15 protein-coding genes and 1 pseudogene are annotated in these 15,463 nt (G+C 67.4%); 11 read left to right on the forward strand and 5 right to left on the reverse strand.

Features of this window, described 5'->3' with window-relative positions; translation table 11 throughout:
* Positions 1-220: 220 nt before the first annotated feature.
* Positions 221-619 carry a hypothetical protein gene (locus OHU89_RS00635; RefSeq protein WP_405638803.1) on the forward strand — a complete coding sequence of 133 codons (399 nt, stop codon included), beginning with the start codon at positions 221-223 and terminating at the stop codon, positions 617-619.
* Between the two features lie 232 nt (positions 620-851).
* On the opposite strand, the gene OHU89_RS00640 is transcribed toward OHU89_RS00635, so the two are convergent.
* On the reverse strand, positions 852-1,382 hold the full coding sequence (locus OHU89_RS00640) for a TerD family protein (RefSeq protein ID WP_405638806.1): 531 nt from the start codon (positions 1,380-1,382) through the stop codon (positions 852-854).
* 301 nt (positions 1,383-1,683) lie between these two features.
* Here OHU89_RS00640 and OHU89_RS00645 point away from each other — a divergent pair, with 301 nt between their 5' ends.
* Positions 1,684-3,144: a SulP family inorganic anion transporter gene (locus OHU89_RS00645; RefSeq protein WP_405638809.1), complete on the forward strand. Its 1,461-nt coding sequence runs from the start codon at positions 1,684-1,686 to the stop codon at positions 3,142-3,144.
* 317 nt (positions 3,145-3,461) lie between these two features.
* Here the strand turns inward: OHU89_RS00645 and OHU89_RS00650 are convergent, their stop codons facing one another.
* Positions 3,462-3,893, reverse strand: a complete 432-nt coding sequence (locus tag OHU89_RS00650) for an STAS domain-containing protein (RefSeq protein ID WP_405638812.1) — start codon at positions 3,891-3,893, stop codon at positions 3,462-3,464.
* A gap of 308 nt (positions 3,894-4,201) precedes the next feature.
* Between OHU89_RS00650 and OHU89_RS00655 the strand changes: the two genes are divergently transcribed.
* The 5 genes and pseudogenes from OHU89_RS00655 to OHU89_RS00675 form a co-directional block, all read left to right on the forward strand.
* Positions 4,202-5,443 carry a cation:proton antiporter gene (locus tag OHU89_RS00655; RefSeq protein WP_405638814.1) on the forward strand — a complete coding sequence of 414 codons (1,242 nt, stop codon included), beginning with the start codon at positions 4,202-4,204 and terminating at the stop codon, positions 5,441-5,443.
* Complete coding sequence (locus OHU89_RS00660) at positions 5,430-5,888, forward strand: CBS domain-containing protein (protein ID WP_405638816.1); 459 nt, start codon at positions 5,430-5,432, stop codon at positions 5,886-5,888. Before OHU89_RS00655 ends, OHU89_RS00660 begins: the two co-directional genes overlap by 14 nt.
* Positions 5,885-7,183 carry an SLC13 family permease gene (locus OHU89_RS00665; protein ID WP_405638818.1) on the forward strand — a complete coding sequence of 433 codons (1,299 nt, stop codon included), beginning with the start codon at positions 5,885-5,887 and terminating at the stop codon, positions 7,181-7,183. Before OHU89_RS00660 ends, OHU89_RS00665 begins: the two co-directional genes overlap by 4 nt.
* A 60-nt stretch (positions 7,184-7,243) precedes the next feature.
* Entirely contained in the window at positions 7,244-7,543 is a 300-nt protein-coding gene (locus tag OHU89_RS00670; protein WP_405638820.1) for a hypothetical protein, read from the forward strand.
* A gap of 81 nt (positions 7,544-7,624) precedes the next feature.
* Positions 7,625-7,864: pseudogene (locus OHU89_RS00675) on the forward strand (GNAT family N-acetyltransferase); the annotation flags it as partial.
* 343 nt (positions 7,865-8,207) lie between these two features.
* Here OHU89_RS00675 and OHU89_RS00680 read toward each other — a convergent pair.
* Both OHU89_RS00680 and OHU89_RS00685 read right to left on the reverse strand, forming a co-directional pair.
* On the reverse strand, positions 8,208-8,813 hold the full coding sequence (locus tag OHU89_RS00680) for a hypothetical protein (RefSeq protein WP_405638822.1): 606 nt from the start codon (positions 8,811-8,813) through the stop codon (positions 8,208-8,210).
* 443 nt (positions 8,814-9,256) lie between these two features.
* Positions 9,257-10,318, reverse strand: a complete 1,062-nt coding sequence (locus OHU89_RS00685; RefSeq protein WP_405638824.1) for a PucR family transcriptional regulator — start codon at positions 10,316-10,318, stop codon at positions 9,257-9,259.
* Positions 10,319-10,650: 332 nt separating this feature from the next.
* On the opposite strand from OHU89_RS00685, the gene OHU89_RS00690 reads away from it, so the two are divergent.
* Both OHU89_RS00690 and OHU89_RS00695 read left to right on the forward strand, forming a co-directional pair.
* Entirely contained in the window at positions 10,651-10,881 is a 231-nt protein-coding gene (locus tag OHU89_RS00690; protein WP_405638826.1) for a hypothetical protein, read from the forward strand.
* 149 nt (positions 10,882-11,030) lie between these two features.
* The gene (locus OHU89_RS00695) at positions 11,031-11,723 is read left to right on the forward strand and encodes a chaplin (RefSeq protein WP_405638828.1); all 693 of its coding nucleotides are present in this window, start codon (positions 11,031-11,033) and stop codon (positions 11,721-11,723) included.
* Positions 11,724-11,778: 55 nt separating this feature from the next.
* Here OHU89_RS00695 and OHU89_RS00700 read toward each other — a convergent pair whose 3' ends face one another.
* Positions 11,779-12,360, reverse strand: a complete 582-nt coding sequence (locus OHU89_RS00700) for an NAD-binding protein (RefSeq protein ID WP_405638830.1) — start codon at positions 12,358-12,360, stop codon at positions 11,779-11,781.
* 462 nt (positions 12,361-12,822) lie between these two features.
* On the opposite strand from OHU89_RS00700, the gene OHU89_RS00705 reads away from it, so the two are divergent.
* Both OHU89_RS00705 and OHU89_RS00710 read left to right on the forward strand, forming a co-directional pair.
* On the forward strand, positions 12,823-13,257 hold the full coding sequence (locus tag OHU89_RS00705) for a hypothetical protein (RefSeq protein WP_405638832.1): 435 nt from the start codon (positions 12,823-12,825) through the stop codon (positions 13,255-13,257).
* Between the two features lie 103 nt (positions 13,258-13,360).
* The gene (locus OHU89_RS00710; protein ID WP_405638834.1) at positions 13,361-15,394 is read left to right on the forward strand and encodes a flotillin family protein; all 2,034 of its coding nucleotides are present in this window, start codon (positions 13,361-13,363) and stop codon (positions 15,392-15,394) included.
* Positions 15,395-15,463 lie beyond the last annotated feature (69 nt).

Below are 15,463 nucleotides of genomic sequence, written 5' to 3' on the forward strand. Positions count from 1 at the left end.
ATGGGAGCAGGAGGTGAAGGCGAGGCGCGCAACGGCGTTGTCGGAACCCGGCGCAGGATCCCGCTGGAGAGCGGACTTTCGCCAAGAACGCTGACGGCACCGTGATGGAAACCGTGCCCGCGGCAGTTGACACGCCCCACGCCGTAGCCTGCACTGGTCGCCACCGATCGGGGACGCCAACTGGCCCCGATACGGGTCGGCTTAGGGAGGGAGGGACGGCATGCACGGCAACCGCCCTGCGCTGCTTCTGGTGGAGCGGGCGTGCGCAGTCATCGTCGTGTTGGGCGTGCTCTATGCAGCGTTCCTGCCGTTGATCGCTAACCATGAAGTGCTGATGATTGCGTACAGGCGCGGTGGACTCACCCCGTCGATCATCATTATCGTGGGGGCGTTTGCTGGCTGGCTCTGTCTTCGCTTGGCACGGCGACAGCGTCCACCCGTTGGGCTGGGGGTCGCAGGATTGTGCGCAGTCGCTCTCCTGGCTGTGATGTGGTGGGGAGCCCCCGGCACGGTGGAAAAGCAGGACGTCAACCCTCCTCCGGGCACCGGGCGCTTCTACGATTCGCAGCTTCCCGGCAACACTCCGGGCACAGTGACCCCGCCCAGCGCCGGACCGTAAACCCGGCACCGAGCCCTCGGCCATCGCACCGGGGCTCCCGCCTTGATCCCCAACTCCCGGAGGCACCGACCGACGGCTCGGTCATTTCTGCCGACCGAACGACGGAGGCCGCAACGACAGACGGGGGCGGGAGGACGAGGCCGGCCTGCCAGGGGTCACCGACCTCTCAGGGGTACGCCATTGCCCATGGTGCCCCGCCCGCGTGTCCGTGTGCCGGACTACGAACCAGACGTCACTGCCGGATGCCGCCCATCTCCGCGGCGAAGAGCACCGGATCGCTGTCGAACCCCCGCACCATCTCGCGGAGCCCCCATGCTCCGGCCGCGTCTCTGCTGAATTCGGCGACCGTCGCGGCCGTGGCCTGGGCGACGCTCGCGAAGTCGTCGGCCAGCAGCTGCAGGTAGCCCTGGACGACCAGCACCCCGGCACCCGCTATGTCACCGAACGTGCGACGGCCCCCGTCCTGGTGGATGGCTACCCCGACCACCACCCGCCCGTAGGCGGACGACATCCGATCGAACTCCAGCACCATCGCCTCGACGAAGCCGAACCCCATACCGGTCTCGCTGTGGCGGCCCATGTTGATGGTGCCGTCCGGCGAGCGGCTGTCGTAGTGAACGACATACACCGGCCGACCGTACGGATCGTCCGCCGAGTAGGTAGCGGCGATGATGTCGAGATGCCGAGGCGCCTCCCCGTGCGGACTCGGGTCCCACCTGAGCTTCACTTCGACCTTGCCCAGTCCCTCTCCGACACCACTCACTTGCCGCTCCCCGTCAGGCCCGTCGCGGGACGCCCCCGCATTGTCAAGTATGGGCACTGACCAGGCTTTTGATGCTTCCTTAGCTCACTTCATCCACCAACTCTTACCGCCCGTCGTGCGGGACTTTCCCGGTCATCCCGCTGGTAACCGCTGGTGTGACGTCAGTCCCAGATGGCGATCTTTGGTCTTGTATTGACGCGTTCTATACGGCACCTTTACTCGCGGAGAGCCGGGAAGCCTGGTCGGCAGCTCGGTCCGTCATGGGCCGAGGTCAGGATGATGTCGACTGAAGCGGGAGCCGATGTTCGTGCGCATCACCAAAGAGATTCTTTCCGGCCTGACTGTCGCAATCGTGGCGTTACCGCTGGCGATCGCCTTCGGCATCACCGCGACCGGCACTTCGGAGGGCGCGCTCGTCGGACTGTACGGTGCGATCTTCGCCGGATTCTTCGCGGCATTGTTCGGCGGTACGCCCGGCCAAGTGACTGGCCCCACAGGCCCCATCACCGTCGTCGCCACCGGCGTCATCGCCACGCACGGACTCGAGGGCGCGTTCCTCGCGTTCATCATCGCCGGCGCCTTCCAGATCCTGTTCGGACTGTGCAGGCTCGGATTGCTCATCCGCTACGTACCCCACCCCGTGGTCTCGGGCTTCATGGGCGGAATCGCGCTGATCATCATCCTGGGCGAAATCGACCAGGCTCAAAAGAGTTTCCTGGTGGTGGCCGCCACGATGGTACTCATGCTCGTGTCCGCACGAGTGATCAAGTCGGTTCCGGCGAGCCTGATCGCGCTCGTGATCATGACTGCGGCCCTGCGGTTCACCAACTCACTACTGCAGGACGTACGTGTCGGGCCGGTCTCGCTCAACACGGCGATTGACTACATAGGCCAGATCCCGGAGTCGATGCCTTCGCTCACCCTCCCCCAGTTCAGCGGATCCCAGCTCCTGACCCTCATCCTGCCCGCGCTCAGCATCGCGCTGCTGGGCTCGATCGATTCGCTGCTGACCTCGGTCGTCATGGACGAAATCACCGGCAACCGGCACCGCAGCAACAAGGAGCTGATCGGCCAGGGACTCGGCAATGCCGCCAGCGGGCTCTTCGGCGGTCTGGCCAGCGCCGACGCCACTGTCCGGTCCGTGGTCAATGTCCGAAGCGGTGGCCGTACGGCTCTGTCGGCGGCTGCCCATAGCGTCATTCTCCTCACCCTCGTGGTCGGGCTCGGGGCCGTGGTGCAGTACATCCCTCTCGCCGTGCTGTCAGGGATCCTGATTCTGACCGCGTTCGGCATGTTCGACTGGGCGAGCCTGCGCAAGGCGCACGTCGCTCCGAAAGGTGACGTGGTCGTGATGTTCGCGACGATGATCATCACTGTCCTCGTGGACCTGACCGCGGCGGTCGCCGTCGGCGTCGTCCTGGCACTCGTCGTTCACGGCGCTCAGTCACGGCGGCACAAGGCCTCGATCGTCCACGACGGCGCCGGCACCTACCACATTGGGGGACCGCTGTCGTTTCTGTCCGTCGACCGCGTCTTCTCGAGCCTGCGTAGCGACCTCCCGAACCTGTCGCTGAGCCTGAAGCACGTGAACTACATCGACATGTCCGGCGCGAAGGCGTTGCTGACCTTCATCGACCACTCGCACAAGTCCGGCGTCGAGCTCGGTGTCAAAGACCTGCCACCGCATGTCGAGAACCGACTCATCGCGCTGGCGGACGAAGGGCAACGTGACAAACTCACGGCCGCCGTCGACAACCGCTAGGGGTCGGCGCACCTGACAGGCCGCACCGCAGCCGGGGCCCACCCGTCTCAACGGCGACGAGGCAGCACCATGGCGGCGGCGTGAAGCGGACCCTTCACCGAGAAAAGTCTGCGTCAGCCCGCCGGGGGGTGTGCTTCAGCGGCTGACCTGCGCAAGAAGTTGTCGATCAGCCTCCGACCAGGCACCTGCGCCACTCTCCTGTCCCGGGAGAACGCCCTGTTCGACGTGATGATCGGAGCAGGGCAGCGGCGCCGTCATGGATCTTGAACTGTCCGCGCAGATCGAGAACAGCTCAGGCAGTAGCGGGATGACAGCGGCTACTCGTTCCCGCACGACGAGCAACTCGGCCCGTCCCCTTCGTACACCTCGAGGACGCGGAGCAATCCCAGCACTTCGAGGGTGGCCCGGGCCTGGGGCCCCGCGTGCGTGGCCATCACTCGTGCGCCATGCCGCGGAGCGGCGCGCAGCGCCATGAAGAACATCGCTGCGCCGTCGCTGCTGAGGTAGGTCACCTCACTCAAGTCGATCTCAAGCCGGACATGTCCCGCGCGCAGGAGCCCTTCGAGGGCTTTGCCTGTTCGGACCGCGTTCCGGGTGGTCATCTCCCCCGCGAGGTGGACGACCACTCGGTCAGGGGTGGACTCGACTCTGAACAGGCGGCCGCGGAACGGATGCAGCAGACGACTTCCCATACCGCGCAGCCGGTGATGCCCATGGTGCTGCCGTGCCGGGGAAAGGTCATCAGGCATCCGGGGCTCCAGGGCAGAGTGCGGCCAACTGCCGACCAGACTTCCCGGCACACCTGAGGACAGCGTAGACGCAGGTCATCCTGGCTGCCGCAGGAGGCGGCCGCGGGTTGCGCCGAACGGGAGCTCCGGACCTGAAATTCTGACTCCGCCACCACGACTGCCGGAATCCGGCAATGCCAGATCGTTCATTGTGCCTATTGGTGATCTGTCAAAAACGCGTCAAGGGCAGGTAGGGTTCCTTCCGGTGTGCCGGGAAGCCTGGTCGGCGAGCAGAGGATAAATCTCTCTTCCGATCGGGGGTGTCCGTCATGGTTCTGGTGGCGGTTTTCGGTGTCGCACTGCTGGTGGCGGTGCTGTTGTCAGGGCTGGCGGCCCGGACGGTGCTCTCCACGTCTTTCCTCTTCCTGGTCGGCGGCGCGCTGGTCAGTGACGGGTTCCTCGGGTGGATCCACATCACGCCGGACAGCGAGATCGTGTCCGTGACGGCCGATCTAGCGCTGTTCGCGGTGCTGTTCACCGACGGCATGCATGTCTCGCTGCCCAAACTGCGCGCCAACTGGCGGAACCCCGCCCGTGCCCTGGGTCTGGGCATGCCGCTGGCGTTTGTCTTCATGGCCCTGATCACGCACTACCTGGTGGGCCTGGACTGGACGACCTCGTTCCTGGTCGGCGCCGTACTGGCCCCGACCGACCCGGTGTTCGCCTCGGCGATCGTCGGACGCAGGGAAGTCCCGGCGAAGCTGCGGCAGTTGCTGAACGTGGAGAGCGGCATCAACGACGGGCTCGCCCTGCCGGTCGTCCTCATCCTGATCGCGGCCGCGGGTCCGACGGCCGACACGATGGAGGCATCGCCGGGGAAGATCGTCCTGGAACTCCTCCTCGGCCTGGTCTTCGGTGTCGCGCTGCCGCTGCTGGTCAGCGTCCTCGTACGCTTTCGCCTGCTGGGCGCCGAGCCGAAGCTCCAGCCGCTCCTGCCGCTGGCGAGCGGGATCATCCTGTACGCGGTCTGCCATCTCACCCACGCCAACCCGTACCTGGCGGCGTTCTCGGCGGGCGCGACACTGGTGCACGTGTCGCTGGAGGCGAAAGAGTCCTTCGAGCCGCTGGGCGAGGCACTGGCGGAGCTGGCCAAGTTCGCGGCGCTGCTGGTGTTCGGCGCGCTGCTGACCCCGCAGTTGTTCGGCGACCTGTCGTTCGGCGGCTACGTGGCGGTAGTCCTGGCCATCGTGCTGATCCGCCCCGCATCGCTGCTGATCTCCCTGCTCGGCACGACCATCTCCCGCAAGGAGAAGCTGGTGGCGGCCTGGTTCGGCCCAAAGGGCTTCGCCTCGGTGGTCTATGGCCTGCTGGTGCTGCAGTCCGGCATCCCGCAGGCCGAGGAGGCGTTCACGCTCATCGCGGTGTGTATCGCCTTCTCGATCGTCGCGCACAGCTCGACCGACGTGCCGATCGCCCGCGCCTTCGACGTCGACGAACTGGCCGGAATCCCGGAGCCGCACCAGGACACCGACGCCCGGTCCACGGAGAGGCACGCCGATGCACGCCCATGACCTGGCCCGGCCCTACCCCACTGTGTCCGCGGACGACGACGCCCGCGCTGCCGTCCGTCTGGTCGTGCGGCACCAACTGCCCGCGCTGCTGGTCCTCGACCGCGACGACTACCCGTACGCGGTGATTCCGGCCGCCCGCGTGATCCGCGCACTGCTGCCCTGGTACCTGCGGGAGAATCCGGTTCTGGCAGCCGGAGCGGATGACCGCTTCGACGAGGAGGCCCGGGAGACGATGACCGGACGGTCGGTGGCCGAGTGGCTGCCGCGAGGCCCGCTCACTCCTCCGGTCGTCGGACCGGATGCCTCGCCCGCGCAGGTCGCCGTGGTCATGGCCCGCAAGGACTCCCCGCTCGTCGCGGTCGTCGAACGCGACACCGACAAAGCCACCGTGATCGGTGCGATCACCGCGACCGCCCTGTTGGAACACTTCATCGGAGGATCGTGAACGACTGGCACAGCTGGGCCGCGATCGTCGTCTTCGTCGGTGCGTACGCCCTGATCATCAGCGAGAAGATCCACCGGGTCGCCGTGGCGCTCGGCGGCGCGGGCCTCATGCTGGCGATCAGGGCGACCGATGACCAGTCGGCGTTCTACTCCGAGCACTCCGGCGTCGATTGGAACGTCATCTTCCTGCTGATGGGCATGATGATGATCGTCGGCGTACTGAAGAAGACCGGCATGTTCGAGTACCTGGCGATCTGGTCGGTGAAACGGGCCCGTGCCAAACCCTTCCGGGTGATGGCCATGCTGGTCGTCATCACCGCGGTCGCCTCGGCCCTGCTGGACAACGTCACCACGGTCCTGCTGATCGCCCCGGTCACCCTGCTGGTGTGCGAGCGCCTCGCGCTCCCGGCAGCGCCGTTCCTGATCGCCGAGGTGATGGCCTCGAACATCGGCGGCACCGCGACCCTCGTCGGCGACCCGCCCAACATCATCATCGCCAGCCGCGCCGGCCTCACCTTCAACGACTTCCTGGTCCACCTGACCCCGATCGTGGTCATCCTGCTCATCGTCTTCGTCCTCATGTGCCGGGTGATGTTCCGCAAGTTCTTCGTCTACAACGATGACCGCGCCGCCGAGATCATGGCGCTGGAGGAACGTGAAGCCATCAAGGACCCCCGTCTGCTCATCCAGGGCCTGGTGGTACTGGCCCTGGTGGTGGTCGGCTTCGTGCTCCATCCGGTGCTGCACTACGAACCGAGCATCGTCGCCCTGCTCGGCGCCGGACTGCTCATCGCCCTCTCCACCGCGGAGACCGGCGAAGTGCTCAAAGAGGTGGAATGGCCCACCCTGGCCTTCTTCGCCGGGCTCTTCATCATGATCGGCGGCCTGATCGAGACAGGCGTGATCGGGGAGGTCTCCAAGTTCCTGGCCGACGCGATCGGTGACAACGAACTCGGTGGCTCCATGATCCTGCTGAGCGCCTCCGCCGTCCTGTCCGGCATCGTCGACAACATCCCCTACGTCGCCACCATGGCCCCCATCACCAGCGACCTCGTCCAGAACATGGGCGGCGGCGGCGACCACGTCATGTGGTGGGCCCTCGCCCTCGGAGCCGACCTGGGCGGCAACGCCACCGCGATCGGCGCCAGCGCCAACGTCGTCGTCCTGGGTATCGCCGAACGCAACCGACAGCCCATCTCCTTCTGGCAATTCACCAAGTACGGCCTGCTCGTCACCACCGTCACCGTGGCCATCGCCCTCGGCTATGTGTGGCTGCGCTACTTCGCACTCGCCTGACCTGTCGACTCCCGAACCCGCCATGGGCACCGGACGACCGGACCGGAAAGAGGTACGCACATGGGTCCATCGCTGATCGCGCCAGTGGCCGTCAGCGCCATGCTGGTGATCCGAACCGCCCTGATGGAGATCCGCCATCCGGGAAGCGCACGCCGGCAATGGGCCTTCCTCACCAACCGCCAGGCGGTCACTACCGGAGCCACGGTGGTCGTGCTTCTCTCCGCCGTCGGCTGGCGCACAGCCGGTTTCGTCTCGGCGGCATGGGCGCTGCTGGCGGGAGCCCTTGTCGCCCACTTGGTCAACCTCTCCACCGGGTCCGACACTCAAGGCAGGACGGACCGGGGCGACATGCGTCGCTGAGGCTGTGTTCCGCTCCATCGGTCTGAGGACGAACGGCAGGGATCCTGGGAGGAGGTGGTTCGGGTGGATCCGGACGGGCCGATGCCGCCACCGCTACGGGGATCTGCCGAGCAGCACCACCAGTGTCTGCGGCTCGCCGGCTTGGCCGTTCCCGACACGGGCACCCCGACCGAGATCATCCTGCTCGATCAGGGCGGCTGCCTTGTGGGACGGTTACGCTTCCGCGTCTGCCAAGGGTGCCATACAGGGCGGATATCGGACATCTGGATTGGCGACAGCTGGCAGCGCCAGGGGCTGGGACGAGAGCTCGTCCAATCCGTACTTGCCCAGCACCCGGGTTACCGGTGGAGCACGACGTTGCAGACCAGGGAAGGGCGGGCCTTCTTCACAGCGATGGCCCAGGAGACAGCGGTGGCTTTGCCCCACAGCAGCCCGTTGTGCTGCCATCTCATGGGGTGGTTCGGCCGAACAAGGCGGCGTCTGCTGGGGTGCTGACCGCCGTCGAGCGGCAGCGCCATGCGATGGCATCGCTCCACAACCTGCTTGAGCCCGAGTCGATTCGGGCCCGCATGTGCCAAGGGTTCATCTCCTGATCGTCCAACCAGCCATCCCTGCTGCGCGAGCCGTCCGTGAGGGCATCCGGTTCACGGACCGGTCTGGGCAGTCACCTACGCGCTCGCGTCGGCGGCCATTCGACGCCGGCCCCTGCCAGGATGCCTCCGTACTTAGTGAGTCGGCGCCGGGCGAGGTGCAGCCCGAGTGCCCACAGGGCGGCGAAGAACAGCCAGACGACGGCGCAGACCAGCAGGGCGCCACCTGCGAAGCCGGCCTGCGAGAGGGGGATCAGCATGACGAAGGGGATGATCACAAGCGCGATCAGGCCACGGCGACGATGGGTGCGGCTGTAGTCGACCATGATCCGCGCGTGCAGCAGATCGACGTCACGTCGGGTTTCAGTAATTGGACGCAGACGGTTTCCGCCGGGCCTCATCCCAGGCAGCTGGCCGCCCTGGAGTGCGGTCGGGTATCGCTCTGTGGTCCGAGTGGCGCGCTCGACGGCGTCCTGCGTGCGCCGGAACGCGAAGTACGGGTTGGGGCTCCCTTTCGGGGAGAGCGGCGACAACCCGACGTACTGGTAGCCGTACTGCTCAGCCACGTAAGCGAACGCCGCGAACTTCCGCCAGGACCGCTGCAGATTGCGGGCGTCGTGCCGCTCGGCGCCCTGGGACCCGTGCCGCAGCAGTGCTGCGAGTTGGGGCTGCAGGAACATATCGCCTCCTGGGTCGGGGTCATCGGCAGTACCGGGATGCCGCAGCGGTCTGATCACGATGATGGCGGAACCGCCCGCATCACGGATAGCTTCCTACCACCTGGGTAATCCGGCTTCCCAACGGTGGGAAGCGAACGGCACGCGTCCAGGGGATGCTCAGCGGGTTCGTCGAAGTACCCCAATCTCGCCTTCGATCCGGCACCCGGCAATCTCGAGACGGTGCGGTTGATGGTCTCCGCGATCGGACGGGTCAACCGGGAAAGCGGTACGGCACAAACTCAGCGTGCCCGCCATGGCGAGTATTTCGTCGCTCTCGAACTTCAAGAAGGACAACTCCGCCTCCCTCACTCCGTGCCCGGTTCACTCTTGTTCCTCAAGAACGCTGACGTTCTGCGCAGGTGTGCGGTTTCGCCAGAGGCACTCATGGGGTCCGACTGTGCTGGTCACACTTCGTTGTCCGGCCAGCCGAGCAGCCGTGCGCCGATCACCGCCGTCTGCAGGGTGTACCGATGCACCGACTCGGCCGGGTTGGCACCAGTGAGCTTGTGGATGCGCTCCAGACGGTAGGTGAAGGCCCGCACACTCAAACTCAGGCGGCGGGCCGCCTCGGCCGCGACACACCCCGAGTCGAAGTACGCGGTCAACGTCTCGACAAGCGGCGCAGCGCCCCCGCGCGCGGACTGCAACGGGCCCAAGGTGTTGCGCACCAGGTCAGCCATGGCCGACCGGTCGCGGGTCAGGACCGGGTAGACGAGCAGGTCGGCGTGGCGCAGCACCGGCTCGTCCAGGTGCAGCCGGTCGGCCAGGTCGAGAGCGTTGAGAGCCTCTTCGTAGGAATGGACGACTCCCCCAGCACCCGGGTGGGGGCGCCCGATGCCGACTTGCCCTCCGTCGGTGGCCGCATGTGCCTGCTTCGCGAAGAACGCCAGGACCTCGTCCTGCTCTCCGGGAGCGATACAGACCAGTCTCCCGTCCTTCGTCGTGATCAGGATGCGCCGCTCTCCGAACCTGCTGATCAGGGCTCGCTCCACCTGGCGGGTGATCGGATGCATGTCCTCCACCGGCTTGCCGCCCTGGGCGACGGCGACGGCGTGGGCCCGGGAAAGGAGGAGCCCGAAGCGTTCAGCGCGCTCCGACAGGCGCCCCAGGTCGCTACGGCCATACAACAGGTCATCGATGAACTCCCGGCGCACCCCTTCCTCCTGCCGTACGGCGAGCCTCTGCGCCCGTTCGTAGCCCTCGGCGAAGGCGTCGATCGCCTGCTCGACAACGACCAGCACACCATCGACGTCCGGGGCCGCGACCCTGGGCCAGGTTTCCCGGGTGACAGACAGGTGTCGGCGGACCAAGTTCCGCAGCCCGAGGCCGGCCTCGGCGGCACGTTCTCCCCGTGTGCGGAGAGAATCCAGCTCCCCCCTCGTGAGGCGGCGGCCTGTCGCACATGCCTCGGCCAGTATCTGGGCGTAGCCCTCCAGATACTCGTCGGGTACCTCGCGCCCGGTCACCCGGCCTCCTTCGTTCGTGACGCACTGCTGTCGTATGCCTAATACATGAGGGTAAAGAGTGGCAGACCCCCGCGGTGGTGCGGGAATCCGGCAGGAAACGCGCAGCAGGTTTGCTGGTGCACGGCAGTGCGGAGCCGACCGGACGACTGCCACGATGCAGTGGGCAGGGTCGGAGCAAGCCCGGTGCCGGGCTACGGAAGTACCGGCACCGGATCCTCCTCTGCCCGTATACAGGAATCCCAGGTTGAGGCCGGCGCAGCACGCGGGCCGTCCGCGTCGTAGAACAGCGCCCGATGGTGATGCCAGAGCCGCGCAGTCCTTAAAATGTTGCCATGGGCACCGGTGGGGCGAGCGCAGGCGAGATAGCGGTCCTCGACGGTGGACCGGCTGATGGCATGAAGGTGCGTGTCACCGACCGGCCGCGGGTGATCCAGGTGACCTTCCCGTGCGAAGTAGAAGGTCCTGCAGATGGGATGCGCGTGGAGGCGCTGTACCTCTACCGCCGCGTCCACGGGGTGAGCGACGAGCCTCTCCGTTACAGCTTCGACGTGACCAGCCCCTGACGGCACGGCCAGGAGACCGCGACGTAGTACGTGGCGTCACCCCACTCGCCTCATGCCGCAAAAGGTCGATATGCCATAACTTGCTTGCTTTCCTCGCGTTTCACTGGTGCGGGCGTCTGCCCGTATCCGATCTGGAAGGCAGGGAACCTATGAGACGGGCCACCCGAAATGGTGTGATCGCCCTCGCCACCGTCTCCGGTGCGATGGCGGGCGCGGCTTCGGCCTACGCCGACTCCGCGGCCAACGCGTCCGCGGCCGACTCGCCCGGACTGATCGCCGGCAACACCCTGCAGCTGCCGGTCAGCGTCCCAGTGAACGCCTGCGGAAACACCGTAAGCGTCGCAGGGCTGCTCAACCCTGCAGCGGGCAACTCCTGCGCCCAGGACAACTCCGAGCAGGACCGGGCTGGAGAATCCGGCGAGGCCATGGCGACGGTCGATGCGCAGGACTCGCCGGGTGTCCTGTCCGGGATCGGGATCCAGGCACCGGTTCATCTCCCGGTCAATATCAGCGGCAACTCCGTGAGCGTGGTCGGCGTCGGCAACCCGGTACTGGGCAACGAGTCCGCCAACGGCACCGCCGACCAGCCTCCCCACACCAATCAGCCTCCTCACCCCGATCCCTCTGTGCCCGAATCCGTCGACCAGGGCCAGCCTCCTGTCACGGGCGAGCCGCTCGAATTGCCCAGGACGCACGCAGGACCGCCATCGGCACCGCAGCCCGCACTGTCCTACCTCGCCGACACCGGCACAGACGCCACAGTCCCGGCCGCAGCCGCAAGCGCGGCACTCGTCCTCGCTGGGGCGGCCCTGCACCGGCGTTTCAACCCCACGCGGCGCTGACGACGGGCTTCCGGAGGAGGACATGGGCGGCACGACCGGAGCTGCCGGCCTGCCGTCACTCCTTCCCTCCCGCTTCCTGCGCCGCGCGTTCCGCTTCGGCGGCGCCCAGCGACTCGGTGATTTTCAAGCGCAGTTGCTCCGTGTCCTGACGGACCAGCTCCGGCACCCGGTTGTTCCACTCCCTGGCCGCGTCATCCAGCGCCTTGGCGAAGATCCCGCGTGCTCGCCGACCGACGACGGTCATGGCGGCGAGCGCGGCGCGGATGTTGGTCTCGTCGTCGCCATGGACGAGGGCTAGCGCATCGGCCTGCATGACGCCGGCCTCCGCGAGCGCCTCCTCGTCCAGAACCGGCGCCTGCACCACGCGGACGTCCGGCGCGGACTCGGAGTCAGCGGCCCGGTTGACGACCGCCTGCATCCGGGCGAGCAACGCGAGGGCCCGCGCCCGTCCGTCCGGGCCCACCCCGCCATCAGCGGTACTGGGCAGTGACGGTACGACGACGGTGACCCGCATCCGGTACAGCTCGCGCAGTTCGGCGGCCAGGCGCTCGGCGAGGGCGTCGTCGCCGCACACCACCATGTGTCCCGGCAGCGCCGGGTGCCGGACCTGGCCCGGCAGGGAGGGTACGCGCCTCATCGTGCGCCGCACCCCCTCGTAGCGATGCCGGCCCGACCGCACCGGCCTTGGCACGGGCCTGCGCACACCCGCCGGTGAACTGCCCGGCAGCCGTGGCCCACGACCGCGTACACGAGTCGCCTCATGCTTGTCCTTCCCCCGATGGCGATACCCACGAGACAGCCATGGCGAAGCGCCTGCCCCCATGACCACAACTGATCATGACGCATGAGCCGAGCCGTATCCGCCCGAACAACCGTCTCCTCGACATCATGTCCGCCGCTCTCTCGGCTCGAGAGGCCGCAGGCCGCCCGGGTACATGTGTCCGGCATCAAGAGGACGTCAAGACTGCCGGAACACGGCAATGCGATGAAGAGCCATGGCACTCCACAATGGCCCCGGTACAAACACGGCCGCGTCCTCGTGCCTGAATCAGGCAGCGGCCGAGGGTACCTGGACGCCAACGGGACATGGGGGTGAAGGATGTTGGACGTCATCGACGCTGCCGCAGGCTTCCCCACCGTCCTCTTCACCTCGGCCCTGGTGGTCTCCCTCGCCTTCTGGCTCCGGGTCCTGCTGGGCCGGGCCGGCGTGCGCGACTTCGATGCCGACGCTCCGGCACTGGCCAGGATGCTCGGAGAAGCACCGGTAGCCGTCTCGGCCTCTGTCGTGGCAGCGAGCGGCTGGCTCGTCAGCTTCGCCGGCACCGTCGTACTGGACCGGGCCGGCTGGACGGGCATCGGCTCCGCCCTGGCCCACGCCCTTGTCTTCGCGCTGTCCGCGCTTGTCGCCTGGTCGGTGACCCGCACTCTCGCCGCTCCGCTCACCAGGCTGTTCAGCCGCGAACGTGAGCCTCGACAACGGGAGTTGGCAAGCGGCGCGCCGGTCGATCCGGGCAGTAGTCGCGCTCACCGCTGAGCCGTCTGCCCGCGGTGGGCCACGTGAGCCGCGTCCTCGCCGGATCTCGCCTCCGGCCTCTCTTCCTCACACTCAACTTCCTCATGTCTGAAGGACGTACGCCATGGTTGCCATGACCGCGGGCTTCGGCGCGCTCGTCGCCGTCTGCCTGCTCGTCGTACTCGTCGTCGCCCGCTTGTTCCGCAAGGTGGAGCAGGGCAAGGCGCTGATCGTCTCCAAGATGCGCAAGGTCGATGTGACCTTCACCGGGCAGGTCGTGCTGCCGGTGCTGCACAAGGCCGAGGTGATGGACATCTCGGTGAAGACCATCGAGATCATGCGGGCCGGCAAGGAGGGACTGATCTGCCGCGACAACATCCGAGCCGACATCCGCATCTCGTTCTTCGTCAAGGTCAACAAGACCGTCGAGGACGTCATCAAGGTCGCGCAGGCCGTCGGTACGGCGCGGGCGAGCGACCGGGACACGCTGCAGGAGCTGTTCCACGCGAAGTTCTCCGAGGCGCTGAAGACCGTCGGCAAGCAGCTGGACTTCACCGACCTGTACACCAAGCGCGAGGAGCTGCGGTACCGGATCATCGAGGTCATCGGCGTCGACCTCAACGGCTACCACCTGGAGGACGCGGCGATCGACTACCTGGAGCAGACGCCGCTGACCCAGCTGGACCCGGCCAACGTCCTGGACGCCCAGGGCATCCGGAAGATCACCGAGCTGACGGCCGTGGAGCATGTGCGCACCAACGAGGCGCAGCGCACCGAGGAGAAGGAGATCACCCGGCAGAACGTCGACGCCCGCGAGGCCATCCTGGAGCTGGAGCGCCGCCAGGCCGACGCCGAGATCAAGCAGCGCCGGGAGATCGACACCGTACGGGCCCGTGAAGAGGCCGAGACGGCGCGGGTGATGGAGGAGGAGCGACTGCGCTCGCAGGGCGCGTTCCTGAGGACCGAGGAGCAGCTCGGCATCCAGCGCGAGAATCAGGCCCGCGAGGTCGCCGTCGCGCAGAAGAACCGCGAGCGCGTCATCGCCATCGAGAACGAGCGCATCGAGAAGGACCGCCTCCTCGAAGTCATCGCCCGGGAGCGGGAGACGCAGCTGACGCAGATCGCCGCGTCGAAGGAGGTCGAGGCGGAGAAGCGGGAGATCGCCGAGGTCATCCGCGAGCGGGTGGCCGTGGACCGCACGGTAGCCGAGCAGGAGGAGGCGATCAAGAAGCTGCGTGCCGTGGAGGAGGCGGAGCGCGGCCGGCAGACCGTGATCATCGCGGCCGAGGCGGAGGCGCAGGAGAAGCTGGTCAAGGACATCAAGGCCGCGGAGGCCGCCGAACAGGCCGCCGTGCACCGCGCGTCCGAGGAACTGACCCTGGCCGAGGCCCGGTTGAAGTCGGCCGATCTGGACGCGCAGGCCAAGCTGCGGCTCGCCGAGGGCATTCAGGCCGAGGCCGCCGCCGAGGGCCTGGCCGCGGTCCAGGTGCGCGACAAGGAGGCGGAGGTCATCGAGAAGGCCGGCCGTGCGGAGGCCGCAGCGGCGCAGGCCCGCATGCTGGCGGATGCCGAGGGCACCAAGGCGAAGGCGCTCGCCGAGGCAGAGGGGATCGGCGAGAAGCTGAAGGCCGAGGCAGCCGGACTGACCGAGAAGGCGGCGGCCATGGCCGCGCTGGATGCGGCGTCCCGCGGCCATGAGGAGTACCGGCTGCGTCTGGAGGCCGAGAAGGAAGTCCGGCTCGCCGGTCTGGACGTGCAGCGGCAGGTCGCCGAGGCGCAGGCCACGGTGTTGGCCACCGGCCTGGAGAACGCCGACATCAACATCGTCGGCGGGGACTCGGTCTTCTTCGACCGGCTGGTGTCCTCCATCGCGCTCGGCAAGAGTGTCGACGGCTTCATGCAGAACTCCGTGACGGCGCAGGCGCTCGCGAAGCCCTGGCTGGACGGCACGGGCAGCTTCACCGACGACCTCGGTCGCATCCTCGGCTCGGCCTCCACCGCCGACGTGCAGAACCTGACCGTCTCCGCCCTGCTGATGAAGCTGATGAAGAGCGGCGGCGCCCACGCCGGTCAGCTCCAGCAACTGCTGGACCGGGCAGGCGAACTGGGCCTTGCCGACACTCCGCTCGCCGGGGTGAACGGCAGCACGAAGGCCTGATCGACTCGCGGTCCGGAACTGCCGCACAGGGGAGGGCAGTTCCGGGCCGCGTCCTTCTCGACTTCCGGA

Origin of the sequence: Streptomyces sp. NBC_00019 (genome assembly GCF_045041015.1) — a bacterium.
In the GTDB taxonomy this organism is placed as follows: Bacteria; Actinomycetota; Actinomycetes; order Streptomycetales; family Streptomycetaceae; genus Streptomyces.

Coding starts and splice junctions, on each gene's coding strand:
- OHU89_RS00650 (WP_405638812.1), bottom strand. CDS start 3,893: ATGCCTGATGACCTTTCCCCGGCACGGCAGCACCATGGGCATCACCGG.
- OHU89_RS00690 (WP_405638826.1), top strand. CDS start 10,651: ATGGGCACCGGTGGGGCGAGCGCAGGCGAGATAGCGGTCCTCGACGGT.
- OHU89_RS00680 (WP_405638822.1), bottom strand. CDS start 8,813: ATGTTCCTGCAGCCCCAACTCGCAGCACTGCTGCGGCACGGGTCCCAG.
- OHU89_RS00705 (WP_405638832.1), top strand. CDS start 12,823: ATGTTGGACGTCATCGACGCTGCCGCAGGCTTCCCCACCGTCCTCTTC.
- OHU89_RS00700 (WP_405638830.1), bottom strand. CDS start 12,360: ATGAGGCGCGTACCCTCCCTGCCGGGCCAGGTCCGGCACCCGGCGCTG.
- OHU89_RS00670 (WP_405638820.1), top strand. CDS start 7,244: ATGGGTCCATCGCTGATCGCGCCAGTGGCCGTCAGCGCCATGCTGGTG.
- OHU89_RS00695 (WP_405638828.1), top strand. CDS start 11,031: ATGAGACGGGCCACCCGAAATGGTGTGATCGCCCTCGCCACCGTCTCC.
- OHU89_RS00660 (WP_405638816.1), top strand. CDS start 5,430: ATGCACGCCCATGACCTGGCCCGGCCCTACCCCACTGTGTCCGCGGAC.
- OHU89_RS00655 (WP_405638814.1), top strand. CDS start 4,202: ATGGTTCTGGTGGCGGTTTTCGGTGTCGCACTGCTGGTGGCGGTGCTG.
- OHU89_RS00645 (WP_405638809.1), top strand. CDS start 1,684: ATGTTCGTGCGCATCACCAAAGAGATTCTTTCCGGCCTGACTGTCGCA.
- OHU89_RS00710 (WP_405638834.1), top strand. CDS start 13,361: ATGGTTGCCATGACCGCGGGCTTCGGCGCGCTCGTCGCCGTCTGCCTG.
- OHU89_RS00635 (WP_405638803.1), top strand. CDS start 221: ATGCACGGCAACCGCCCTGCGCTGCTTCTGGTGGAGCGGGCGTGCGCA.